Genomic DNA, 23,650 nt, shown 5'->3' with positions numbered 1-23,650 from the left:
GCCGCTATGGAAACCCGCCGTGAAGAGCGCATTAACCGCCTGCTACAGGCGCTGAAGCGCAGCGATAAAATTCATCTCAAAGAAGCCGCTCAGCTGTTGGGCGTCTCCGAAATGACCATCCGCCGCGACATTAACAGCGAACCGGGTCAGGTTGTTCTGCTGGGGGGATACGTGGTGCTGGAGCCTCGCAGCGCCGGGGCCAGCTACTATCTGCTTAGCGATGAAAAAACGCGCCAGGTTGAAGAGAAACGCCACGCCGCCAGGCTCGCCGCGCAGCGTGTTCGCCCGCGCCAGACCGTGTTCTTCGACTGCGGCACCACCACGCCTTACATTATTGACGCCCTTGACGACGATCTGCCTTTCACTGGCCTGTGCTATTCCCTCAACACTTTTCTGGCGCTGCAGGAGAAGCCGAACTGCCGGGTGATTTTAAGCGGCGGCGAGTTTCACGCCAGCAATGCGATTTTCAATCCGATTAACTTCCAGGAGTGCCTGGGGAATATCTGCCCGGATATCGCCTTTTTATCCGCGGCCGGCGTCCACCTGCGCTACGGCGCAACCTGCTTTAATTTGAATGAGCTGGCGGTGAAGCATTGGGCGCTGAGCATGGCCCAGCGTAATATTCTGGTGGTGGATGACACCAAGTTTGGCAAGGTTCGCGCCGCCTGCATGGGGCCGCTGACGGCGTTTGATACGATTATTACCAACCGGCCTCCCGCCGCGGAGTTTATAGACTATGCCGCGGCGGAAAACCTGACGCTAACGTGGTAGGCGCTTAAGAGAACCAGCTCCCGAACCAGCCGTGGAGCTTCATCAGCACAAAGTCCCACATGCGGCTGAAGAAGCCACCCTCTTCAACCGGCTCCATCACCAGCAGCGGGCGCTGCTCAATGGATTTGCCGTTCAGCAGGAAGTCGATGGTACCGACGGCCTGGCCTTTCTTCAGCGGCGCGGCTAGCTGAGGTTCATTCAGGGTAAAGCTGGCTTTCAGGTTTTTCAGCTGGCCACGGGGAATAGTCACCGAGCCGCCCTCGCCTGCCCCCAGATTGACTTCGCTCTTATCGCCAAACCAGACACGCTGGGTCACAAAAGTCGCGTCAGGTTTGATTGGCGTTACGGTTTCGAAGAAGCGGAAACCCCAGGTCAGCAGCTTTTCGCTCTCGTTGAAGCGAATGCGGTCAGTTTTTGTCCCCAGCACCACGGAAATCAGGCGCATATCGCCGGAGGTTGCCGACGCGACAAGATTATAGCCCGCGCCCACCGTGGTGCCGGTTTTCATGCCGTCAACGTTCAGGTTGGAGCTCCACAGCAGGCGGTTGCGGTTCGGCTGCTTGATATTGTTAAAGGTGAACTCTTTCTCTTTGTGTACCGCGTACTCGTCCGGCACGTCGTGGATCAGCGCCTGGCCCAGCAGCGCCATGTCGCGCGCGGTGCTGTACTGCCCCGGAGCATCCAGGCCGTGAACAGTTTTAAAGGTGGTGTTGGTGAGCTTGAGCTTCTGCGCGTAGTTGTTCATCAGGCTGACAAACGAGTCCTGGCTGCCCGCCACATAGTCGGCAATCGCAATGCTGGCGTCGTTCCCGGACTGAATAATGACGCCTTTATTCAGATCTTCCACCGAGACTTTATCGCCGGGTTTCAGGAACATCAGCGAAGAGCCGCGCAGCACCGGGTTACCGGTGGCCCAGGCATCTTTCCCGATAGTCACCATATCCGTCAGGTGAATCTTGCCTGCTTTCAGCGCCTGCCCTACCACGTAGCTGGTCATCAGCTTGGTCAGACTTGCCGGATCGAGCTTTTCGTCGGCATTTCCTTCCGCCAGCACCTTCCCGCTGGCGTAATCCATCAAAATCCAGGCTCTGCCATCGACCTGGGGCGCATCTGCGGTCTGCTCAGCGCTTAGCGCAGGAGCCGCCATCAGCAGCAGGGTTGTCCCTGCGACTAAACCACGTAGTGTTGCAGGCATTTGCAAGATCGTCATAAAACCACCTGAGTATCCATTCTTAAAAAATTCACGGTGCGCACCGCTACCCAAAAGTCAGGGTGTGAGTAATAACGCACGAATCCACTTAAAGAAACATAGAGTTGGTAAAGTTTTTTAAGTTTATTCGATATCTGCGCGAGTTGCCGCCGTCACGCCATTTTTTTTAGCTTCGGTTGAGAAACAGTGGTGTTTTCGTGACCGGAGCCTGGCATACTCGATGTCCACCTGCAAAAAAAGGAACCACCATGATTACCGTTTGGGGCAGAGATAACTCCACCAATGTGAAGAAAGTGCTGTGGTGTCTGGAAGAGCTGCAACTGCCGTACCGCTCCGTGCCCGCGGGCGGGAAATTTGGCCTGACGCACGACGCTGAATACCTGGCGATGAACCCGAATGGCCTGGTGCCGTGCATTCACGACGACGCACACGGGCTGACGCTGTGGGAATCCAACACCATCGTGCGCTACCTGGCGGCTGAATATGGTCGCGATTCGCTGTGGGTAAATGCCCCGGCGGAACGTGCCAAAGGTGAAAAATGGATGGACTGGTCCGCTACGGCGGTCGCTGGCCCCTACCGTGGGGTGTACGCCAGCCTGGTCAGAACCCCGCCGGAAGCGCGCGATCGGAAGCTGATTGAGCAAAGCATTGTGGCCTGCAACAAGCTGTTTGCGATTGCAGATGCGGAACTGGCTAAACAGCCCTGGCTGGGTGGCGAAGCCTTTGGCCTGGGCGACCTCGCCTTCGGCCCGCAAATCTACAGCCTGCTCAACCTTGATATTCCGTGGGATGCGGTGCCAAATCTTCAACGCTGGTATCAGCAACTGACCCAGCGCCCGGCGTTCAAGAAAATTGTGATGATCCCGCTGACCTGATTTAGTCTTCGGCCGGGCTGATTTTTAGCAGCTCGCCGTCAGATTCGTCGGTCAGGACATACAGATAGCCGTCCGGGCCGACGCGCACATCGCGAATACGCTTTTTACGATCCCCCAGCAGCCGCTGTTCGGCCGTCACCTTGTCGCCGTCCAGCGTTAGCTCAATCAGATTCTTTTCTTTGAGTGCGCCGATAAACAACTTGCCTTTCCACTGCGGGAAGGTATCAGCCGAATAAAACGCCATGCCGCTTATGGCAGGAGAGACTTTCCAGTAATGAATCGGCTGCTCGGTGCCTTCAACTTCCCCTCCTTTGGCTTCGGGGATCTTAAGCCCGCTGTAATTAATGCCCCAGGTCGCCAGCGGCCAGCCGTAGTTTTTCCCGGCTGCCGGGATATTGATTTCATCGCCACCTTTCGGCCCGTGCTCGTTTAGCCACAGCTCCCCGTTGGCCGGATTAATGGCTAATCCCTGCGGGTTACGGTGCCCGTAAGACCAAATTTCAGGCCGGACGCCTGGTTTGCCTATAAACGGGTTATCCTGCGGGACGGAACCATCGGCATTAAGCCGCACCACTTTGCCCTGCAGCTTATCGAGATCCTGAGCCGTAGCGCGCTCGTTGTTTTCCCCCAGCGCGATAAACACATGGCCTTGCCCGTCAAACGCCATGCGTCCGCCGAAATGGTTGCCGGTGGAGAGTTTTGGCGTCTGGCGGAACACAACCTTAAAGTTTTCCAGCCGCTTCAGATCCCGGCTTAACGTTCCATACCCGACGGCAGTACCGGCTTTATTGTCGCTGCCGCCTTCGGCAAAGCTAAGCCACACGCGGCGGCTACTGGCAAAGTCCGGGGCCAGCACAACATCCAGCAAACCGCCCTGTCCGTGGGCCCAGACAACGGGCACGCCGCCGATCGGCGCGGACAGTCTCTTGCCCTGCTGCCACAGATGCAGCTCCCCGCCACGCAGGGTAATCAACATGCCCTGGTTATCCGGTAAAAAGTCCAGCGCCCACGGGTGGGGCAGGTTGGTTTGCAGGACTTCAACGTTGGTTTTGGCAGCCAGGGCATAAGAGGCAGAGAAAAGTAGCGCGGCGGCAATAAGCGTGCGGGACGGGAACGGCGGCATGGCAATCTCCTGGTTTTGTCTATTCCTTAAGGGTAGCCGCCGGAGATAATCGACTGCCTGGTTTTACATAACATTAAGAACGGGGAGCCTGGCAGACTCCCCGCGCTCGGGTCAGGCTTCAATGGCCTTTCCGCGTTCTGCCAGTGCATTCAGGCTACGGGTGAGCTGCATCAGGCTGGTTTCAAGCTTTGCCGCATCAACCGCGATGTATTGCGGGCAGTCTTTACGCCCGCTCATCAGGCAAAGTGCGGCGGATGAACACGCCTCAACGGCATGGCGAAAATCATCTTTTTCATCGTCGGCCAGGCTCGCCTGCAGCACAAAGGCAGCATCGCGGCTCCGGTGGCAGACATCCAGCAAGCGGGTCCGCAGCTGTTCGCTTTCGCTGATAGACATATACCCTTTGGCCTTTCTCAACGCCAGGTAGGCGGCGATCTCCCCCCTCGCGACCTGCAGCTTTTGCAGCAGGTCGTGTTTGAGCGTACGTCCGGACATAGCGCATCCTCCTCGTGGGTTACCCATTAACCCACAGAGTAAGTATGGTCAAGGGGTGGGGATTCGCAGCGAATATCTTTCGCATTTGATGCTATTTATCGGGCAAGCCGGGGTATACGGTGGGTAAACCGAAGCGGAATAAATCACGTCTAACGCAAACTGCAATTCTCCAGTACAAATTCCCGCCCAACCTCTGTAGAATCCCTGCCCTAATCTTTCTAATAATTGAACACTTTTTAAGCTATGAGCAATGTGACCCAACAACCCCGTATCGGGTTTGTCTCCCTCGGCTGCCCTAATAATCAAAAAATAAATTACGCCCTATAAACACACCAATTGCTTTACTCACTGATTTTTATAAAAAAAGAGGCCGTTAGCCTCTTTTTTCCGTTAACAAGCATCATCCCTTTGGAGGGAATGGATCTTTACCGTGTGAATCGCTATCACGAATTTGTCCATTGGGACGATGAATTACAAGTTCACTGCCTTGATTTCGGGCAATTGCACGACCAGCATCTATTGCCTTCTGCTGTGTGCTATGGGTCGAAGTAACCTTCCCATTTCCTGCCCCTCTTACAGCCCAAGCCCCATTGTGGGGTACAACATGTTGGTTCTTACCCATACAAGTTACCTGCTGTGTAAAATACACCATATGGTGCAATTTATAATTATACACACAATATATTGTATCTCACTTGTACGCTGTCACATTTTTAATCTTCAACCGTAGCTACTTCACAAATCTTCTGCGTATCAAGCTATTCACCATCTTGAGTTAGTTGTTTATCTGAAAAGACTTGTGTCATCACCTTTACGTCCATTCCATGTTACTTTTTTGTAAATCTTGTCATAAAATACCTTTGTACGGTTTGTGTACCGGGATTAGGTGAATGGCTATGACTGAAGAACAATTCGAGCGAGACTACCCGAAAGATCAGTACAACTACGTTCATAAAAACAGTAGAACTAAAGGATCAATGGGTGAAACTGAAATTGATGTTTATGACATTGTTTCAAAGGAAACAGGGAAAGTAGTTATTACGGCGACACGTACAGAGCACACTAGACATAGGCCCCTTAAGACAACCACCTCTTGGGATTGGTAAGTACGCAGGGTAAGCCAAAATGAAAGATAAACGAAACATCGGTAATACAATAGTGATTTTGCTGATAGTCCTTCTTTTGGCTTACTGTTCATCAGGGCATGATGGTGGCTATGGGCGTTATGATATTAATTTTATGGATGAATAATAATTAAAGCCCGCTTTGTTTTGCGAGCTATTATAGATTCTCAGTTCCTATAAATCTTTATAGATTTGCCTTGAATCGAAAATTTTGGATATCAAATAGACATATTGGTCTTCAGAAACAAACTCTTTGAACCCCTCAATAAGATCGAAGGCCATAAAGTTTGTTGGTACAAGTATATATTTTATATCGTTATAATCAAATCTAAGACGTGAAGCCTCAGATTTCCACAACGCATCGTTTGCTTTTTTCTTCCAATCCTTCTCTCTGGCTCTAATTATCTTAACAGGTATAACATCATCAGTAGTGATATCAGGGACATAACGCCACTCACTTTCATTAGCGAACCGGTAATTCTTATGATATTCATCGCCTCTAGTGAGCTCACCTTCGTAATTTTTCATATATCGCATTACATTTTGAAGGTTACGATACTTCTGCCTAGCTATTTTACGCTCTTCAATTGAATTAATATTTAATAATTCGTCACTCATGTCTCTTAGCTGTTCATCAAAATACTCAAACATAGAACAATTATGGTTAAGATAACTTACTGGATTAAGTCCTTTATTTATAGCCCAACTTTTCTTTAATCCAATACCATAATAGCCATATTTTTTCATATGTTCGTGCAGGTTAGACAATCGAATATCGCAAAATGATACCATTGGTATCCCAAACTTACGTTTAGAACCATTAGGCCCCACTATAATTTCTTTCGCATAAGAAGCCTTGAAAAATTTATCCTTGAGAATATTTAATAGGATATCATTATCATCGGTGAAATGAAAAACGGTGTTAGGATATAAACTTCTTTCAGATGGAATAGTAATTTTTTTTGTCATTTTCATTGATTTCCTAATATTGCCATAATTATAATGCTTTTTATCTCAAAAATCGATATGAAACAGTATATTGATATCGAAAGGATTCAATCAGTTACAGTAGGAAAGTATGCGTTCTAAGCCCCCTGCCATTATATCAGTTCTTAACGTCAACCATATTGGTAAGCATTTCTTTCTTCACGCGAAACACGGTAGCCCTTCCGCAGTCGCATAACTTAGCGATTTCATCGGGGGTGTTCTTCCCTGCCTGTAACATATCGATAATTTTACTATGAAGTTCTTTGTTCTTTTGCTTGCCTTTATACTTTCGGGCTTCCTTGGCAAGAGCAATCCCCTCGTTTCTTCGTGATGCGATCATACCTCGCTCAAATTCTGCTACTGCCCCCATCATTGTCAGGATCAGACGAGATTGCGGGGAATTGTCAAAGCTCATGGTGTTAGCAAGAAACTTAACAGTGATCCCACGTTCAACGAGGTTATCGATCATTTCAAGTAAATCGCGAGTATTACGAGCAAGGCGATCAATTGAATGAGTAATGAGAACATCACCTTCACGAAGGTGTGAAAGCAGATTCAATAGTTCAGGTCTTTCGCTGGTGGACTTAGCTGATTCTTTCTCAGAAATGATTTTGTCGCAAACAGGTTCCAGTGCTGCCAACTGACGCTCAAGATTTTGATCCTTTGTCGAGACTCTCGCGTAACCAAAAATCATTTTCCTGCCCTCACTGCCTTTAAGTATCATTTGAATTAACTAAATGATACAGTATCTTTTAAGTACAAACAACGGGTAAATGATACTAACCGAGGCAATGAAACAGAGTATCGCTAGGGACTACCTTATTGAGATTAAATGAATCCAGCCATTACTATCCTGCTTAACTTTCCTCTTGAAGAGCTCTATAGCCATATTGACTAAGGAGTGTTGGGATGTTGCTCAGCACGACTCCTCGCTTTTAAGTCAAAAAGCCAACAAAATACTGGATAAAAAAACAGTACTTAGTTATGATACAAATGTTCACTTTTAAAGCCTTTCTTGTTTTCAAAAAAGGTGACTGCATTTACATTATCTCTATGTTTCTTTAAGACAATGTGGAATGTTATGGCCGAGTTACATGAAGTAAAACCAAGAGAACAAGCAGGAAGAGATACCTTAGAACGGTATAATGCTCAGATTAGAGCGGCGAGTATCGCATGTTTGTCAATCTTAGAGGGCAAAGACGTTAAACGTGTTTTTTGCGAATTTCACGATGATTTTGTGATTGAAAAAGTTGTCGCTAATGATATTCATTACACATTTGTGCAAGTCAAAACTAAGGAGAAGCTTCGTGAAATATGGAAACTTCGAGATGTTTTTGGAATCTTAAAAAGGAAAAGTGCAAAAAACCCTCAAACCAATGAAATGATCAGAGATAGTTTTGTTGGGAAATTATTGCAGCACACGACTAATTTTGAGGATTCCTGCAAAGAGGTTGTTTTCCTTACAAATACGCATGTTGACGAAGATATAGAGAACATTATTAATGACATATCATCTGAAACTTTTTCAAACGCACATTGCAAGCTAATTATTGACTCATTTAATAACTGCTTTATCTCAATTCAGAATGAACAAAAAGAGTTAGGAATTGACGCAATAAAACACAAGCTTAAGAAATTAAGATTCGAAACTGATGTAGAATATATAAAGAGCAAACATGAAACATTTGAGATACTTGCAAAAGAGAAGATTTTTAAATTTAGCGAAATAGAGCTATCGCATAGTGAAGCTAAAGAAATACTTTTTTCCCTCTTAGCTCTTGTAAATTCTAAGTCTAGTGTAAAAATCAATGACTGTTCAAAAGAAAATATAGAAAAACTCGCAGGAGTTGATATTAATGACCTTCTAGAAGTTTTAAGCATCTCTAAACGTGCTTATTATGATTTCTTAGAGAATGGTGATGAACATGCTTTAAAATCAGCATCAGTAATTGAACGATTACTGAGAAAAGCAGGAGCCAGCGACATCGAAGTGGATTTTTTTACCAGATGTAAGATCAAATGGGATCAGTGGCTAAGGAATAACAGACACATTATATCTGAATTAGATTACATCACACTTGAAAGAGAAATTAATTCAACTTTGGATAAACTAACCTTCATGCATGGAAATTTATTTATTTCAAACTTGAGAACATTCATAGATGAATTATATGATTCATTACATAAGCATAACTTACTTCATTCTTTAGATAAAGAGACTTTAATAGGAAGTCTTTTTTCCAGATTAGTAGAGCGTTCAAAATGAACTATGATGAATTTTTTGACACTATATCCCATAAAGAGATTAGAATTGATATAAAATACATTGATAAGCAAGAGAGCACAGGACTAAACAATGAAGCTCTATTTCAATTGCCTTTAATAGCTCTGATTATACTTCTTTTATCTAAAAATCGTGTTAAACCTCGTGCTAGCGAAGTCGGTAGCTTAATAGGTATACTTTTAGAAGATGTGATGCTGGGGTTTAAAGGATCATCACAACTATTAGGTTGGTCAGCTAATCTTAGAATACGTACAGTTACTGCATTACAATTTCTTGAATCTGTACAACTAGTTATATTAGATGAGAGTAGTAAAAAGTTAAATATTACCAAGTTAGGGAAGAAAGTTATCGATAAAGCATTTTTATATGAAAGCGATTTATCTTATAATCTCGCATTAATAGAAAGGTCATATAGAAATTACTGTGTTGATTCAAAATTGGACGGTGAATTATTATGAAGCTGATAAGTATAAAAATTAAAGGTAGAGATATAGTCGGCCTTGAATCCGAAGAGCTAATCTTTGGGACAAACATAACTGAATTTTATGGCCCCAATGGATGTGGAAAGACACCATTATTACAATCAATCTCTTATTGCCTAGGATACCCGTGCAAATTTAGGGATGATATTTATAAACTATGTAAATCTGCCACTCTTACGTTCACTATAGCTAATAATATTTTTCGTGCTACAAGGGACTTTGAAAATACCGACTTCATTTTAACCTTAGAACAAAATGAAGAGACATTAAGATTTTACAACCAAGCTGATTATTCAAAACATATCTTTGAATTGTTATCACTCAGTTATCCATCGCTTCTTACAACGCAGAATAAACAGTCTTACCCCTATTTATCGACTATTCTTCCTATATTCTATCTTGATCAAGATTTAGGTTACTCAAAATTTTATTATTCACCAGGTAATTTCATAAGAGATCAATTTTCTGAAATGCTCAGAATCGTATTTTCGTTGCCTGAAAAACACTCTTTTGACGCTAAAAAGAAAGCAATTAATATTACAGAAGAGATAAAATATCTTGATAACTCATTAGCAGTACAAAGGAGAAATATTGAAATAGCTAAAGAAACTCACAAAGATAAAAATATTGTGGCAATTGATAGCTCTATTGATAATTTAAAAAATGAACTTTCTGAATTAAAAAATAGTAAATCATTAAAAAATGATTCTCTGTTTAGCATAGAGGCGGTAATAAAAAAACAAAAAGAAAATTTAAATGATCTGAAATCCAAACTAAACTTCATGGAAAGGAGAGAGTCTTCATTGTTACAGATAATGAAGGAGATCAATACTGAAATAGAAACTCTAAACCTTAATGAAGAAGCCAAGAGAATATTCCGTTCTTTCGAGGAAATTTGCCCATCTCTTGATTGCAAAATGTTCTCCCGCAGCTCTGAAAGCTACGCAAAACATCTGTTATATCTAAAAGATCAAATTAAAGACATTGAAAGAAGTTTAAATTTAGATAGTGATCGCCATGACAAGATAGAACAAGAAATCATATACACCAGTAAGACCATTGAAGATCTTAGTACTATGAGAAATAACATCATTGAAGAGGAAGACATATCATCAGTAATTGATGCGATTTCCGAAATATCATCTATGCTATTTAAGTTGCAATTAGAAAAAAATGAGTTAAATAAAATAACAATATTAGAAGACAAATATATTGAAATGCTTAATAAGCGTGAATATGCTTTAGATGAATTAGCTGGACTCGAGAAAAATAGGCAATCAATACCGAGACTGGCAAAAATAAAAACGACTCTTAGAGATAAATTCATCAACTGGTTGAAGGTTTTAAAAACTCCAAATATTGATTTCAATGTTACATTTGAAAATGACTTCAGCCCTATCATGGGCTATGAAACATTGGAACAATTAAAAGGAAGTACTAAAGTTAGAGCTATACTTGCATATAGAACAGCATTGATAGAAAGTATGCTTGAACTGGATTGTAAGTCCTTCATGTTTGCGATATTTGATACACCAAAGCAACATGAAATACATTATGAAGACATCGACAATTTTATCATGAATTTGAAAACTCTTTCTAAGAGATACAACTTCCAGTTTATTTTTTCATCAACCGAATACAAATATGAAGGTGATACAGATGATGTCTTATTAACCCCTAAATATCCTGGAGAGCAGCATAACATGTTTTTAATGAGATATTAGTTAATATTTTGCCCATGTTTATTCTTATAAGCATGGGCTGTTTTACATCCAAAATCATGCATAATTCAAAACACCAATCACAATATAATATCAAGCAAAAACATTCTTCGCCTACGTTATTAATTATATTACGAAAAATACATACTTCGTGAAAAAAATTGTTATGCTTTTCGAAAAAAACGACAATAAATTTTTTATGCCTAAACTTTTCAATATTTAAATCATAGAGAAAAAAACAGCGTTCGCTTTTATCTCAGTAAACAATCCCTTCACTTTTATCCTTAAAAAATGTTTTGTCAGAGTATGGAATATTTCTTACTCTAAAGACAAGTACCTTTGGCACAGTCGTATTTCTAGTGTATAAGGTCGCGGGTGCGACCTTATACCTGTACAGGCAGTTATTGAGAACGATCAAGTACCATGTACACTGGTTGGCACATGCTTCCACGTTCATGCAGCCAGTAGTAGTCCAGCTCTGCTATACGCACATCTAGCCCAGAATCCACACGGTTGATATGTAGTCGAAGTCCTACAGTATCCTTATACAATAAACCAGATTTAACATTGTACTTGTACTTAACCCCGCTTTCTTCTTCAAAAGATTTGAGATAAGGGGTGATTTGCTTCTGAATTTCTTTCAAACAAATAACTTCCCCATCAATTACGAACGGTTTTTCAGTTTTACCGTCAGGAATAGTAGCCGCAATTGTGGTTAATGGAACTATCGACACCAGTACTGATAATGCTCTTTTCATCTGTTCTTCCCCTTGAATATAATCATTGTTTAGAACAAATTTGTGTAATGGTTGCATTATGGTTAAATTCAACATCAATTACTTTTATAGTATTATCATTAAGTACAGATACAAAATAATTACTTGACGAATTTCCGTACTTCCTTGAACCATCTGCTGCAATCTTGTTGAATTTAGCAGTATACACACTATCTTTATCGCCGGGAATTGGCATTCGACTGATTAGTTCTTTATCGGAGATAGTATAATAAATTGAAATTCCTTTATCTGAATAGTAACCAGAATCGCGGTTGGTTCCTTGTCGAGTTTGTGTTATTGCATCGAACTTATCACATTTATAAACACTGGTTTTGGCCTTTTCAGTACTGGCAGACGTTGAAGCCTTCGCATCAGTACTTTTATCTTGTGAAACAATCCCAGAACCGATGCCTATCGAAACGACAAAGACAATAAAACTCATACCTAACGACGTAGTTAAAGTACGGAACTTTCCCCGACCTTTATTTCTGGAATAGTTTGAAACTTTCCTGAAAGTAAGTACTGCAAGGATCACACAAATGATGAAAACAACAAGCCCGGCCATAAAATCCCTCAAAGGTTGTGTATCAAAGGTAATCAGAATATCACTTCACAACAAATCGATCGATAAAAACGATCAATAAATCAATTTTCGATCGATAAAAACTATCAAAATCTATTAATCGCAGGCAAATCAATAGGTAAAAACGATCAGACGTTGGTCAGTACTTCGAAAGCATCTGAAGTACTTGGGCTTGACATTTAAACGCCCTCAGAAAGCCGCCAAGGCTGTTTGATTGCTTATGGATTGGGAGTATCTGCATTTAGTTAAAATTTCGTTCTGGGGCTTTCTGTGCGTTTTGTCCGAAACACCATCATGGAGGGGGATTAATCGGATCGGGTTCGCTTCGCTCTGAGCAGTACTGACAGGGCTTTTTCCAGCAACTGAAACAGCAGATACCCCACGAAGTACAAAATGATTTTTTGTATAATAAGTACTGAAATAACAGCAAATTATGTACTTACTGACAGAACAAAAAACGCGATTGGGTTCGCTCTGCCAGTGACCGAAGGGAACGCAGTAGTAGAACCGAATCCAGCGAACAGTACACGCAAAGCGGGTGCTGTTTAATCATTTTATCTATATAAACAATGGGATTGCCATCAAGTACTCACTGCGTGAGTACTCTCACTAACTATCCGAAACAGTTCGCTTGCTTCGCCGCTCCTGCTTTCAGATAGTTAATTCGCTTTCGCTCTTTGATTGCTGTCCGTTTTTCCCTTAAGTATATATTATAAGGGATTATTTTTGGACATACTGTTGCTTTGCATGTCGGTGTATTGGACTGAGTTTGCGTCTCTTTTTTGTACTGCTTTCTGGTATCTGCCCCACATAGCCGTAATATCGTTAGGACTGAGATCCGAGTTGACAGTACTTGCAAGAAACGCTTTGAATGCCTCTAACTCAAGCCTCGGATTATCCTTTTTCCAGCGACTGAAACGCTTTGATTTTGTATCACTCAATGCAGGCAATCTCTTAACGTTTGTGGCTCCCTTTGGCCTTCCCGATACACCTGGTTCAACGTTTTCTAGTACTTCAGGAATATGTTCAATATTTGTACTGAATGATTCAGCCTGCCATTTATCGAACACATAGACAATCTGTGTTGCATCATTGTCGAAATCACGTGATATCCCTCTCAAAGCGAACTGATGAAGGCTCTCGTATTCTCTAGCCTGATGGATATCTTCACCTGTAATCTTTAATAGCAACTCACACAGCTTCGCTTCTGTGTCGTCAGAACGCATACAGGCTAACCAGACGCATGTATGTCGATCTTTGTAGTCGTTATGCCCCCTCGCATCAGGGCTGATTCTGTAAGCCTCATGCAGCTTCTGTTTATCGGTATTGTTGTTCGTCCAGTAGTACTTCTGACCGTCGAGTACTTCAGAGAGGTAATCATAAACACGCTGGAGTTGGTCGGGATTCCTTTCCTTCCATGTCTTTGATAATTTGATATTTTCTGAGAAATAGTATACTTTAAGGCGTTCAGTTAAAGGTACTTTTCGTTGTCGCAGATTATCCAGACTGATTTCTTCAAACATCCCTTGATTTGCCTTATAAATCAATGAATTCTCGAAGTTCGCTCCCATGAAAGTAACAGGTAATCCGAGATACTTACTGAGATCTTTCCATCCAAGAATGCTCAATTGCACTTTCTCTGGATCGACAAAGTAATCGTTGTTCATGATGAAAATATCATTCTCAGCTATAACAGAAAGCTCTTGGGCGATTTTGTTCATTAAATCCCCTTTTACTGCTTTCTTTTTAGCTGTTAAATATCGTTCCTTTTCCTCGTCGACAATCTCATGCTCCTGCATCAGTTCATGATAAATCATATCTTTGATTCTCTGATTATCATCATTAACGTTTTTGAATGAATGGAAATTAGTCACATCATCAAGCCATATTTGCCACCCCTGTAGTAACTCAACGGGAATTCTAAAAAAAGTTTTGTCGCTAATTATTAGCACTCGCTCGGTAGGTGATTTTAAAAATTCCAGTACTGTATTAATGACATTTTTACTCCTAGGCATTAAATCGCTAATCAGTAACTTGCAGTTGTTAATTTTTTTAGCTGTTTTTGTAGCGAGTTTCTGTGTATTTTGTACGATAATAAACTTTTCAGTAATGCCTTTCGTCTTAAGTGCTTTATTGATATTCTCACATAATTGATATGTTTTACCTGAACCACACTCAGCAGATACGTACTTAAATTTATTATAAATAGGTGTGGAATTAATCATTTGTACACGCTCCATATTGATTAATTTAGAAAGGTCAGCCATTCCAGTGTCTGGCCTTTCGTCGTTTTAGTTATTAGTATTTAGGAGTTGCGACAACTACAAGACCATGCTTATCAACAAGTGAAAGAAGCTGCTTCATCGCCTCAAAAGCTACAGGAAGTTTCATAATTAATGTTGAATACATCGCAAATTTTACTTCGTTATCTTCTATATCGACTTCTGTTATATTGCCGCTTTCTAAATTTAGGCCACGATAACGTATTTTATCGTCCTTTAGGTAAATGGTGTGAATCCTCTCATTCCCCTGATATTCATCCAAAACCTGGATGTAGGCTTTTGTACTACTTTGCTTACGTTGAACTATAACGCCAAAAGCAGCTAAATCATTGAATAGATGATTGATTTCATTGACAATCACGAAAGGTATCTTACTGTTTTTCTTTGACATTTCGTTACTCCTCTAAATTAAAAGTCATCTCATGGTTAACCTCCTGCGGCTGCTGTTTATGTTCGATTGGCTATATGTTAACGGGCAAAATTGCCCCAATCAAGAAATAGTTGCAACTTTTTCTTGACAATCTCATTACTATTCAAGTCAAAAAATCATATATTATTTAGGCACTATCTTTGTACTTTCTAACTGATACATTCTTCAATGGTTTCACTAGTATCTTTGTACTTTCTTAGTAGTACATTTATTAAAAATTTCGAGAGTTCTCAGTTTTTATGCGGCCATTGCCGACTTAAAAAAGCATCCTTTGATGAGCCTGCAACACTACAAGCTCTTTGGCTTCATACCTTATAACGCTCTATGAATTCTTTACGCGACAATCCAGTAGCTTCCAATGCTGCGGTTATTGCCTTAGGAACCCGACCATTCATGGCAATGCTATAAGTAATACCCTCATACTCAACATTCGCACGTTCATACTGTCCAGTATTAGGCCAGAATGATGACCCTCTAATATCACTATAACCAACGACTCCTAACATAGTGTTGGCAGTCTCGAAAAGATTTAGATAACTCTGTTTGATACGATCCAGTTGCTCGACTGCCTTCTGAAATAGCGGATTACTAACAAAATTTGAAGAGTCTTCACTTTCAACATCTTTTGCATCATTAGTGGAATACTCGATAGTAAAAGCCCAAAAAGGTTTTCTGTTGACTCCACCAAACACTAGCCATTCATCTTTATGATGACACTTTATCTTTATAGTTATACATCCATCTGTTTTGTCAATAATAATGCTTTCGATAATAGAGCTAATAATTTTCCTTATTTTGTTTCTGTCAGCATCCTCCATATTTGTAAACACCGACCACTGAATAAGCATCAGGAAATCAGTAATATCTACTTCTAAAGATCCTTTACCTTTCAATGAATGTAAGCGTTCTTTCAATTTATCAACTTCCAGAACAGCCTTTTTACGTTCTAAATCAAACGCATTTAGTTGAACTGCTAACTCACTTACCTCAGGAGCAATAGCTATTGCTTTCGCCATGTTTGATATGCGTGATTCCAGATCAGTTATCAATGTTGCTTTTCTACTGATTTCTTCTTCTATAGCAGTAGTGTCAATACCATCCTTGCGACTCTTGTCCATGTAACCTATCAGTAGTGAAATCATGGTACAGTGTTCAACCAATTGTGCTGATATAGACCAGCCAGAACAGTTTTTTTGTAAGTGAACCCCATTCGTACAGATATAGCGAGCAATACCATGATTCATGAAAGAATGCATAGTTCCTCCACACTTACTACACCGTAACACCTGTAATCCTGACAGCAATTTGATTTCTTCTACTTTGTCTTTCTTAGCCTTGTAGTTGTTTTGCTGCTTACGCTCAGCCAAGGTTAAATACTCTGCTTCATCTTTGCATAGCCATGGGTAGTAGTTATCAAGTTTGTAAGTAGCACCACCGACATTGATAGTCCTTTCCCCAACCAACGCACGGTTATCACGCATTTTCTTTAAAACTTGATAATCCCATTCCTTCCCCTTCAACCCATTAGGGTACTTATCATCAAGATATCGCTTTACTGTATATATACCATTCCCAGCCAGAAACATGTCTATAGCTTCACGGGCGATACTCCAGTAAACAGGATGCTCTTTGACCGCCTCATATTGTGAACCTGAATCATCTATCCAAAATGGATGGCGACCAACTGACTTAATGTTTACTGGCAATCCAGCTTTATGACGTTCGACCAAAGCAACAACATTCCCTATAGTCCTGTTAGATTTCGTTGCTGACTCTTCATTGCCACGGATGAACATCAGAATAGAAATCATCAAATCAGTAGGGTGTTGTCTAATGGATTCCCTGTTATAAACCTTCCGATCCATTCCTGTGACAATCGTCAACCCTAAACCTATTAACTCAAGGAAGAGAAGCAATGCTTCATCTACCTGATCACGAGATAGACGGTCGAGGTTTTCGCAGTAAAGCCAAGAGTCGGACGGTATCGCATTATTTTTTACAGCGTCTATGAAGTCGCCCAATTTACCCGCCCGATTCTTCCCGCGGAATGCACTTACACCAGGATCAATAATTTCAACCATTTCAAGGCCAGCTTCTTCAGCATAGGCCTTCGCCGCCGCTACCTGCCTGTTCTTGGTTGTCCCTTTATCCTGGCGATCACTTGACCACCTGATATAGCTATAAAGTTGCGGCATCTATATAATCCCCGGCATTGTGAGCAACTGATTGTACAAAAAAATGTCTAAGATTGGATTTATATCATTAGGGTGCCCAAAAAACCTCGTGGACTCCGAACGCATCCTGACTGAACTGCGCACCGAAGGCTATGACGTGGTGCCAAGCTATGACGACGCCGACATGGTCATCGTCAACACCTGCGGCTTCATCGACAGCGCCGTCCAGGAATCGCTGGAGGCCATCGGCGAAGCGCTGAATGAAAACGGTAAGGTGATTGTCACCGGTTGCCTGGGTGCAAAAGAAGATCAGATCCGCGAAGTGCATCCGAAGGTACTGGAAATCACCGGCCCACACAGCTACGAGCAGGTTCTGCAGCACGTTCACCATTACGTGCCCAAACCGCAGCACAACCCGTTCCTGAGCCTGGTGCCGGAACAGGGCGTGAAGCTGACGCCGCGTCACTACGCGTATCTGAAAATTTCCGAAGGCTGCAACCATCGCTGCACCTTCTGCATTATCCCGTCCATGCGTGGCGATCTGGACAGCCGCCCAATCGGCGACGTGCTGGCAGAGGCAAAACGTTTGGTTGAAGCAGGCGTGAAAGAGCTGCTGGTGATCTCCCAGGATACCTCCGCTTACGGCGTGGACGTTAAGCACCGCACCGGGTTCTGGAACGGCGCTCCGGTCAAAACCAGCATGGTTAGCCTGTGTGAACAGTTGGCTAAGCTGGGCGTCTGGACTCGCCTGCACTACGTTTACCCGTATCCACACGTTGACGATGTGATCCCGCTGATGGCGGAAGGCAAGATTCTGCCGTACCTCGACATCCCGCTGCAGCACGCCAGCCCGCGTATTCTGAAGCTGATGAAGCGCCCAGGTTCTGCGGATCGTCAGCTGCAGCGCATCAAGCAGTGGCGTGAAATCTGCCCGGATCTGACCCTGCGCTCGACCTTTATCGTCGGCTTCCCGGGTGAAACCGAAGAAGACTTCGAGATGCTGCTCGACTTCCTGAAAGAAGCGCGCCTGGATCGCGTGGGCTGCTTCAAATACAGCCCGGTTGACGGCGCAACCGCTAACGAGCTGCCTGACCAGGTGCCGGAAGAAGTGAAAGAGGAGCGCTGGAACCGCTTTATGCAGCTGCAGCAGAAAATCTCTGCCGAGCGCCTGCAGGAAAAAGTGGGCCGCGAGATCCTGGTCATGGTGGATGAAGTGGACGAAGAAGGCGCCATCGGCCGCAGCATGGCGGATGCCCCTGAAATCGACGGCGCGGTTTACCTGAATGGCGAAACCAAGCTGAAACCAGGCGACGTTGTCCGTGTGAAAGTTGAAAACGCGGATGAGTACGATCTGTGGGGTTCAGTGGTTTAGTTTGCCCGTCCTGCATAACAAAGGGCTCTTTGTGAGATCGGTGAATATCCCGTTCACTTCCAACCCTGTTTTATATGTAACCCGGCATAGGTGAACGTCTTAGGGGAGTCACCGTCACTCCCCTAAGAACCCGGACTCCCGGCCAAATAAATCGACCGCTGAAGCGGCAGACCTCCGTTTTATCTCCCAGTCCTGGGTCGGCTGAGATGCGTTCCCGACGCTCTCAGCCTCCGGCCGTTCCCGACGTCCGGACCCTGGCCAGTCGGAGAGAAAACGCAGGCGATTTAAGCCGGAACCGTGCCTCGCTTTAAACCCGCAGCCACACGGAACGTTAACGTTGCTGCAAGTCCTACAAGCCACTCCCTTATTCCCGGCTCTCATCGCCCCCGGCTATGACCCAACTCAGGCGGGGTTGAGCTGTCGGGAACAGCGAAAGAGAGCGATCGTCGGGAACGAATCGCGAACGACCCCGAATGTTTGGGTGATAGCCGGTGGGTTTACCGCTTCAGCGGCGATGAGCTCGCCGGGCGCCGGGGGTTGTCAGGGGGCATGGCGTAATGCCCCCTGACACGTTCACCGTTTCAGTAGCTACATGTAAAGATGGACTTGAAGTGAACGGAACCTTATCCAGCCCTTCAGAAAGAGTTTTTTTAAATACGAAATCACCATTGAACACACGCCTAAAACGTATAACTCATCCCCACCGTTAACTCCCGCAGGTTATTTTTATTCACCATTGGGCTGTCGCTGATAGTACTCGGATAAAAACGCTGGGTGAACTGCGCCCAGGTGTTCCAGAGCGGCGTCCAGGCGTAGTTCATTGCCAGCTGCGCGTAAGGCACTATGCTGCCCTGTGGCCGCCATGCCGCAAGGCCTGTTTTTGCCGACTCTTTCTCTGAAACGCCATAGTAATAGCGCGTGTTTTGCGCATTCGAGAAGTCCATTCCCGCTTCCGGCACCAGCGTAAAATTACCCCACTGCGCCATTGCAATATAGGCCGTATTCGCCGTTAGGCCGTTGCTGACGCCCAGCGTGTCGCCCGCAATTGTCGCGCTGAACGCGCCTATCGGCGTGGTGTATTGCATCGTCATGCCGCCCATCATCGTGCTATGGCGATTATTCAGCCCCCGCAGCGCGGACGTCTGCCCGGTATCTGCCTGATACAGGGTATCGTAGTAATAGACTTTAGCGCGCAGCAGCAGCGTGTCGGTATTGATGAAGTTATAGCCCGCTTCGGTGCCGTCGAGGTACCAGGTTTTGCCGTCGTAGCCGACGTAGGGCAACGCCCAGCGAAGCTGGTGCCGGGTTTGGTAAGGGGTTTGATACAGGCCCCCCTGCGCGCCAAGCGACCAGTTGGCCGCAGGGCAGGCAGTGGCAATCAGCAACGGGCTTAGCAGAAGTGCCCCGGTTATTTTTCTCATTTCTTCACTCCAGGGCAACGAATCTACTGCCTCAGCTTAGCCTTTAATTTTCGGATCCAGCGCGTCCCGCAGTCCATCCCCCAGCAAGTTGAACGCCAGCACGGTCAAAAAGATGGCAAGACTCGGGAAAATAGCCACATGCGGGGCAATCACCATATCCGCCCTCGCCTCGTTCAACATAGCGCCCCACTCCGGCGTAGGTGGCTGAGCCCCCAGGCCGAGAAATGACAGACTTGCGGCGGAAATAATCGAGGTCCCGATGCGCATCGTGAAATACACCACAATCGACGAAACGGTTCCCGGCAGAATATGCCGGAAGATGATAGTCGCATCCGGGGCACCAATGCTACGAGCAGACTCAATAAAAGTTTGCTGTTTCAGCACCAGCGTGTTGCCGCGCACCAGGCGGGCAAAGGCCGGAATACTGAAAATCGCCACCGCAATAATCACGTTGGTCATGCCGCTGCCCATCACCGCCACCACCGCAATTGCCAGCAAAATACCGGGGAAAGCGAACAGCACGTCGCAGATTCGCATGATAATGCGGTCCCACCACCCTTCGTAATAGCCCGCCAGCAGGCCAAAGAAGGTACCGATTAGCGCGCCGATAAGCACCGAAAAGACGCCAGCGGCCAGCGAGATTTGCGCCCCGACCAGCACACGACTAAAAATATCCCGCCCGAGCGAATCAACGCCAAACCAGTGCAGCATCGACGGCCCGTCGTTCAGCCTGTCGTAATCGAAATAGTTTTCCGCATCAAAGGGGGCAATCCACGGTGCTATGAGCGCAATCACTATCAGCAAAAGCACAAACAGCCCGGCAGTCATCGCCACGGGCTGCTGGCGAAAACGCCGCAGAAACTCGCTCCACGGGGTACGAATTTGCCCGGCACGTACCACGGGCATCGCGTTGACTATGGCCTGGCGTCGCCAGTTTAAAAGTCGCATCCTTATTTGTACCTGATGGCCGGGTTAATGGCGGCATACAGCAGATCCACCACTAAGTTGATCACAATAAACTCCAGCGAAAACAGCAGAACCTCGGCCTGAATAACCGGGTAATCACGCATCTCCACTGAATCCACCAGCAAACGCCCTAATCCCGGCCAGTTAAACACTTTTTCCACCACAATAGACCCACCGAGCAGGAAGCCGAACTGCAACCCCATCATGGTGATCACCGGGATCATGGCGTTACGCAGGCCGTGTTTTACCACGATCAGCGTTTCGCTCACGCCTTTCGCCCTGGCGGTACGCATGTAATCTTCGTGCAGCACCTCCACAAACGACGCGCGGGTGAATCTCGCCATGACCGCCGCCACTGCCGCCCCAAGGGTAATGGACGGCAGAATGTAGTGCTGCCAGCTGTCGGCCCCCACCGTGGGCAGCCAGCCCAGCTCAACCGAGAAAACCTGCATCAGCAGCATTCCCAGCGCGAAGGCCGGGAATGAAATGCCGGACACGGCAATCGTCATGCTCAGGCGATCCGGCCAGCGGTTGCGCCAGACGGCGGCCACAATGCCGGTCACCAGGCCAAACAGCGTCGCCCATGCCATGCTGGTCAGCGTCAGCCACAGCGTGGGCATAAAGCGGCTGGCAATCTCTTCAGACACAGGGCGGCGCGAAACCAGCGAGGTGCCAAAGTCCCCCTGCACGACGTGCGTGATGTAATGCAGGAACTGCCGCCACAGCGGTTGATCCAATCCCAGCTGTTTGCGAACAAGTTCGATGACCGTGGCATCCGCTTCCGGCCCGGCAATCAGCCGCGCCGGGTCGCCGGGCAGCAGATGCACGAACAGGAATACCAGCACCGCCACGATGAACAGCGTCGGGATCAGGCCCAAAAGGCGTTTGAGGAAATAGTTAAACATCGCAGCCCCTCACTCTAACCCTCTCCCTGAGAAGAGAGGGAATCAAGAGACAAGGCACCAACAGGCTTAGCTTTCCCCCTTCTCCCTTTTAGGGAGAGGGCCGGGGTGAAGGTCATTATCACGCTACTTCAAATCCGCATTATCAAAACTAAACCCGGTATCCGGCATCACATAGAAGCCGGTGAGATTTTTGCTGTGGGCAGAAACCAGTTTTTCCACCACCAGCGGCACCCACGGAGACTCTTTCCAGATCGTATCCTGCGCGTCTTTGTACAGCTTCGCCTTCTCTTCCGGTTGAGTAGTTTTCAGCGCATCGGCCAGGTCTTTGTCCACCTGCGGATTGCTGTAAAACGCGGTGTTAAACAGCGTTGGTGGCCAGTTCTGGGAAGCAAACAGCGGCGACAGCGCCCAGTCAGCTTCACCGGTTGACGCCGACCAGCCGGTGTAGAACATTCTCACGCCGCTCTCTTTCTGCCCTTTTGCTTCCACTTCGGCAGCACGCTGCCCGGCGTCCATCGCCGTCACTTTCACCTTGATACCCACCTGCGCCAACTGCTGCTGGGTAAACTGCAGCACTTTCTGCGCGGTACTGTGGTTGTGCGAGGACCAAAGCGTGGTTTCAAAGCCGTTCGGGAAGCCCGCTTCTTTCAGCAGCGCTTTGGCTTTGGCTGGGTCATAAGGCCAGGGTTTGAATTTCTCGGCATAGGCAAGCGACGGCGGCACCACGCCTTCTGCTGGCGTAGCGAAGCCGGAGAACGCCACTTTCACCAGCGCCTGGCGGTTAATCGCATAGTTGATGGCTTCGCGGACTTTCGGGTTATCAAACGGTTTTTGGGTGACGTTCATGCTGATGTAGCGCTGCATGATCGACGGCGAGGCAACCAGCTCAAGCTTGCTGTTTTTCTCCAGCACGCCCGCCTGCTCGTAAGGGATCGGGAACGCGAACTGCGCCTCGCCGGTTTGCAGCATCGCCGCACGGGTATTGTTATCCACGACCGGGCGCCAGGTAATGCTGTCCAGCTTCGGCAGGCCTTGCTGCCAGTAACCGGCGAATTTCTTCACCTTCACAAAATCGGTCTGGTTCCAGGTATCCAGCTGATACGGGCCGGTACCTACCGGATGGAAGCCGATATCTTTGCCGTATTTTTGCAGCGCAGCCGGGGAGATCATCGCCGTCGCCGGGTGGGCCAGAATATTGATGAACGCCGAGAACGGCTCTTTTAAGGTGATTTTCACCGTGGAAGGATCGACCACCTCCGTTTTGGCAATGGTTTTATACAGGTTGTAGCGCTTGAGGTGGTTGTCCGGGTTGCTGGCGCGATCGAGGTTCGCTTTTACCGCCTCGGCATTGAAGTCAGTACCGTCCTGGAACTTCACGCCAGTGCGCAGCTTGATGGTGTACACCAGGCCGTCGTCAGACACTTTGTAGCTTTCTGCCAGCACGTTCTGCAGCTTCATGTCTTTATCAAGCCCGAACAGCCCCTGATAGAACGATTTGGCCACCGCCTGGGACAGTGTGTCATTCGCATCGTAAGGATCGAGCGTGGTGAAGTTTGAGGCCACCGCTACGACGACATCTTTAGCAGCGAAAGCGGGCGTGGCGATAACGGCGGAGGCAAGTCCCGCCGCCAGCAGCCATTTTTGCGTTGTGTTAGCTGTCATTATTGTT

At 45.9% G+C, this 23,650-nt stretch carries 22 protein-coding genes; 7 read left to right on the top strand and 15 right to left on the bottom strand.

The features are described 5' to 3' along the window. Nucleotides 1–6: 6 nt before the first annotated feature. Nucleotides 7–771 (top strand): DNA-binding transcriptional repressor DeoR, encoded by a 765-nt coding sequence (gene deoR, locus WFK85_RS04685; RefSeq protein ID WP_008455203.1) that lies wholly within the window; start codon nt 7–9, stop codon nt 769–771. 4 nt (nt 772–775) lie between these two features. Here deoR and dacC read toward each other — a convergent pair whose 3' ends face one another. Next, nucleotides 776–1,981, bottom strand: a complete 1,206-nt coding sequence (dacC, locus tag WFK85_RS04680; protein ID WP_442892260.1) for a serine-type D-Ala-D-Ala carboxypeptidase — start codon at nt 1,979–1,981, stop codon at nt 776–778. Between the two features lie 248 nt (nt 1,982–2,229). Here dacC and WFK85_RS04675 point away from each other — a divergent pair, with 248 nt between their 5' ends. Next, complete coding sequence (locus WFK85_RS04675) at nt 2,230–2,856, top strand: glutathione S-transferase N-terminal domain-containing protein (protein ID WP_166991115.1); 627 nt, start codon at nt 2,230–2,232, stop codon at nt 2,854–2,856. A 1-nt stretch (nt 2,857) separates the two neighbouring features. Here the strand turns inward: WFK85_RS04675 and WFK85_RS04670 are convergent, their stop codons facing one another. The 3 genes from WFK85_RS04670 to WFK85_RS04660 form a co-directional block, all read right to left on the bottom strand. Then, nucleotides 2,858–3,979, bottom strand: a complete 1,122-nt coding sequence (locus WFK85_RS04670; protein ID WP_336707438.1) for a PQQ-dependent sugar dehydrogenase — start codon at nt 3,977–3,979, stop codon at nt 2,858–2,860. 111 nt (nt 3,980–4,090) lie between these two features. Next, a complete protein-coding gene (locus WFK85_RS04665) occupies nt 4,091–4,474 on the bottom strand; it encodes a biofilm formation regulator BssR (protein WP_336707436.1) in 384 nt (127 codons plus the stop codon). Nucleotides 4,475–4,874: 400 nt separating this feature from the next. After that, nucleotides 4,875–5,096: a DUF2188 domain-containing protein gene (locus tag WFK85_RS04660; RefSeq protein ID WP_336707434.1), complete on the bottom strand. Its 222-nt coding sequence runs from the start codon at nt 5,094–5,096 to the stop codon at nt 4,875–4,877. A gap of 268 nt (nt 5,097–5,364) precedes the next feature. On the opposite strand from WFK85_RS04660, the gene WFK85_RS04655 reads away from it, so the two are divergent. Beyond that, the gene (locus tag WFK85_RS04655; protein WP_152680137.1) at nt 5,365–5,580 is read left to right on the top strand and encodes a hypothetical protein; all 216 of its coding nucleotides are present in this window, start codon (nt 5,365–5,367) and stop codon (nt 5,578–5,580) included. Between the two features lie 192 nt (nt 5,581–5,772). Here the strand turns inward: WFK85_RS04655 and WFK85_RS04650 are convergent, their stop codons facing one another. Together WFK85_RS04650 and WFK85_RS04645 are read right to left on the bottom strand one after the other, a co-directional pair. Further along, nucleotides 5,773–6,573, bottom strand: coding sequence for an abortive infection system antitoxin AbiGi family protein (locus WFK85_RS04650; protein WP_048979669.1), 801 nt, complete (start codon nt 6,571–6,573; stop codon nt 5,773–5,775). A gap of 130 nt (nt 6,574–6,703) precedes the next feature. After that, complete coding sequence (locus tag WFK85_RS04645; RefSeq protein WP_048979667.1) at nt 6,704–7,279, bottom strand: recombinase family protein; 576 nt, start codon at nt 7,277–7,279, stop codon at nt 6,704–6,706. A 387-nt stretch (nt 7,280–7,666) separates the two neighbouring features. Here WFK85_RS04645 and WFK85_RS04640 point away from each other — a divergent pair, with 387 nt between their 5' ends. The 3 genes from WFK85_RS04640 to WFK85_RS04630 are packed head-to-tail and all read left to right on the top strand — an operon-like array spanning nt 7,667 to nt 11,075. Beyond that, entirely contained in the window at nt 7,667–8,851 is a 1,185-nt protein-coding gene (locus tag WFK85_RS04640; RefSeq protein ID WP_336707428.1) for a dsDNA nuclease domain-containing protein, read from the top strand. Then, the gene (locus tag WFK85_RS04635; RefSeq protein ID WP_047664452.1) at nt 8,848–9,327 is read left to right on the top strand and encodes a hypothetical protein; all 480 of its coding nucleotides are present in this window, start codon (nt 8,848–8,850) and stop codon (nt 9,325–9,327) included. Before WFK85_RS04640 ends, WFK85_RS04635 begins: the two co-directional genes overlap by 4 nt. Then, nucleotides 9,324–11,075 (top strand): hypothetical protein, encoded by a 1,752-nt coding sequence (locus WFK85_RS04630; protein WP_336707424.1) that lies wholly within the window; start codon nt 9,324–9,326, stop codon nt 11,073–11,075. Before WFK85_RS04635 ends, WFK85_RS04630 begins: the two co-directional genes overlap by 4 nt. Nucleotides 11,076–11,473: 398 nt before the next feature. Here WFK85_RS04630 and WFK85_RS04625 read toward each other — a convergent pair whose 3' ends face one another. From WFK85_RS04625 to WFK85_RS04605, 5 genes are all read right to left on the bottom strand, one after another. Continuing rightward, nucleotides 11,474–11,830 (bottom strand): hypothetical protein, encoded by a 357-nt coding sequence (locus WFK85_RS04625; RefSeq protein WP_336707422.1) that lies wholly within the window; start codon nt 11,828–11,830, stop codon nt 11,474–11,476. 22 nt (nt 11,831–11,852) lie between these two features. After that, complete coding sequence (locus tag WFK85_RS04620; RefSeq protein ID WP_336707420.1) at nt 11,853–12,413, bottom strand: hypothetical protein; 561 nt, start codon at nt 12,411–12,413, stop codon at nt 11,853–11,855. Nucleotides 12,414–13,141: 728 nt separating this feature from the next. Beyond that, nucleotides 13,142–14,698: a type III restriction endonuclease subunit R gene (locus tag WFK85_RS04615; RefSeq protein WP_336707418.1), complete on the bottom strand. Its 1,557-nt coding sequence runs from the start codon at nt 14,696–14,698 to the stop codon at nt 13,142–13,144. Nucleotides 14,699–14,729: 31 nt separating this feature from the next. Beyond that, nucleotides 14,730–15,104, bottom strand: coding sequence for a hypothetical protein (locus WFK85_RS04610; RefSeq protein ID WP_336707416.1), 375 nt, complete (start codon nt 15,102–15,104; stop codon nt 14,730–14,732). Between the two features lie 344 nt (nt 15,105–15,448). Next, nucleotides 15,449–17,338: a recombinase family protein gene (locus WFK85_RS04605; protein ID WP_336707414.1), complete on the bottom strand. Its 1,890-nt coding sequence runs from the start codon at nt 17,336–17,338 to the stop codon at nt 15,449–15,451. A 43-nt stretch (nt 17,339–17,381) separates the two neighbouring features. Between WFK85_RS04605 and rimO the strand changes: the two genes are divergently transcribed. Then, nucleotides 17,382–18,689 (top strand): 30S ribosomal protein S12 methylthiotransferase RimO, encoded by a 1,308-nt coding sequence (rimO, locus tag WFK85_RS04600; RefSeq protein ID WP_336707412.1) that lies wholly within the window; start codon nt 17,382–17,384, stop codon nt 18,687–18,689. Between the two features lie 680 nt (nt 18,690–19,369). Here rimO and WFK85_RS04595 read toward each other — a convergent pair. The 4 genes from WFK85_RS04595 to gsiB form a co-directional block, all read right to left on the bottom strand. Then, entirely contained in the window at nt 19,370–20,110 is a 741-nt protein-coding gene (locus WFK85_RS04595) for a MipA/OmpV family protein (protein ID WP_336706998.1), read from the bottom strand. A 36-nt stretch (nt 20,111–20,146) separates the two neighbouring features. After that, nucleotides 20,147–21,058: a glutathione ABC transporter permease GsiD gene (gene gsiD / locus WFK85_RS04590; RefSeq protein ID WP_008455211.1), complete on the bottom strand. Its 912-nt coding sequence runs from the start codon at nt 21,056–21,058 to the stop codon at nt 20,147–20,149. 2 nt (nt 21,059–21,060) lie between these two features. Next, nucleotides 21,061–21,981 carry a glutathione ABC transporter permease GsiC gene (gene gsiC, locus WFK85_RS04585; RefSeq protein ID WP_166991100.1) on the bottom strand — a complete coding sequence of 307 codons (921 nt, stop codon included), beginning with the start codon at nt 21,979–21,981 and terminating at the stop codon, nt 21,061–21,063. Between the two features lie 123 nt (nt 21,982–22,104). Continuing rightward, the gene (gene gsiB, locus WFK85_RS04580) at nt 22,105–23,643 is read right to left on the bottom strand and encodes a glutathione ABC transporter substrate-binding protein GsiB (protein WP_166991096.1); all 1,539 of its coding nucleotides are present in this window, start codon (nt 23,641–23,643) and stop codon (nt 22,105–22,107) included. Nucleotides 23,644–23,650 lie beyond the last annotated feature (7 nt).

Source organism: Cedecea sp. VD22 (assembly GCF_037150195.1).
In the GTDB taxonomy this organism is placed as follows: Bacteria; Pseudomonadota; Gammaproteobacteria; order Enterobacterales; family Enterobacteriaceae; genus Cedecea.
This window is presented reverse-complemented; position numbering and strand designations above follow the sequence as displayed.

Coding starts and splice junctions, on each gene's coding strand:
- gsiD (WP_008455211.1), bottom strand. CDS start 21,058: ATGCGACTTTTAAACTGGCGACGCCAGGCCATAGTCAACGCGATGCCC.
- WFK85_RS04660 (WP_336707434.1), bottom strand. CDS start 5,096: ATGGGTAAGAACCAACATGTTGTACCCCACAATGGGGCTTGGGCTGTA.
- WFK85_RS04675 (WP_166991115.1), top strand. CDS start 2,230: ATGATTACCGTTTGGGGCAGAGATAACTCCACCAATGTGAAGAAAGTG.
- WFK85_RS04640 (WP_336707428.1), top strand. CDS start 7,667: ATGGCCGAGTTACATGAAGTAAAACCAAGAGAACAAGCAGGAAGAGAT.
- gsiB (WP_166991096.1), bottom strand. CDS start 23,643: ATGACAGCTAACACAACGCAAAAATGGCTGCTGGCGGCGGGACTTGCC.
- WFK85_RS04670 (WP_336707438.1), bottom strand. CDS start 3,979: ATGCCGCCGTTCCCGTCCCGCACGCTTATTGCCGCCGCGCTACTTTTC.
- WFK85_RS04655 (WP_152680137.1), top strand. CDS start 5,365: ATGGCTATGACTGAAGAACAATTCGAGCGAGACTACCCGAAAGATCAG.
- deoR (WP_008455203.1), top strand. CDS start 7: ATGGAAACCCGCCGTGAAGAGCGCATTAACCGCCTGCTACAGGCGCTG.
- WFK85_RS04610 (WP_336707416.1), bottom strand. CDS start 15,104: ATGTCAAAGAAAAACAGTAAGATACCTTTCGTGATTGTCAATGAAATC.
- WFK85_RS04645 (WP_048979667.1), bottom strand. CDS start 7,279: ATGATTTTTGGTTACGCGAGAGTCTCGACAAAGGATCAAAATCTTGAG.
- WFK85_RS04605 (WP_336707414.1), bottom strand. CDS start 17,338: ATGCCGCAACTTTATAGCTATATCAGGTGGTCAAGTGATCGCCAGGAT.
- WFK85_RS04615 (WP_336707418.1), bottom strand. CDS start 14,698: ATGGCTGACCTTTCTAAATTAATCAATATGGAGCGTGTACAAATGATT.
- gsiC (WP_166991100.1), bottom strand. CDS start 21,981: ATGTTTAACTATTTCCTCAAACGCCTTTTGGGCCTGATCCCGACGCTG.
- WFK85_RS04595 (WP_336706998.1), bottom strand. CDS start 20,110: ATGAGAAAAATAACCGGGGCACTTCTGCTAAGCCCGTTGCTGATTGCC.
- rimO (WP_336707412.1), top strand. CDS start 17,382: ATGTCTAAGATTGGATTTATATCATTAGGGTGCCCAAAAAACCTCGTG.
- WFK85_RS04620 (WP_336707420.1), bottom strand. CDS start 12,413: ATGGCCGGGCTTGTTGTTTTCATCATTTGTGTGATCCTTGCAGTACTT.
- WFK85_RS04665 (WP_336707436.1), bottom strand. CDS start 4,474: ATGTCCGGACGTACGCTCAAACACGACCTGCTGCAAAAGCTGCAGGTC.
- WFK85_RS04635 (WP_047664452.1), top strand. CDS start 8,848: ATGAACTATGATGAATTTTTTGACACTATATCCCATAAAGAGATTAGA.
- WFK85_RS04630 (WP_336707424.1), top strand. CDS start 9,324: ATGAAGCTGATAAGTATAAAAATTAAAGGTAGAGATATAGTCGGCCTT.
- dacC (WP_442892260.1), bottom strand. CDS start 1,981: ATGACGATCTTGCAAATGCCTGCAACACTACGTGGTTTAGTCGCAGGG.
- WFK85_RS04625 (WP_336707422.1), bottom strand. CDS start 11,830: ATGAAAAGAGCATTATCAGTACTGGTGTCGATAGTTCCATTAACCACA.
- WFK85_RS04650 (WP_048979669.1), bottom strand. CDS start 6,573: ATGAAAATGACAAAAAAAATTACTATTCCATCTGAAAGAAGTTTATAT.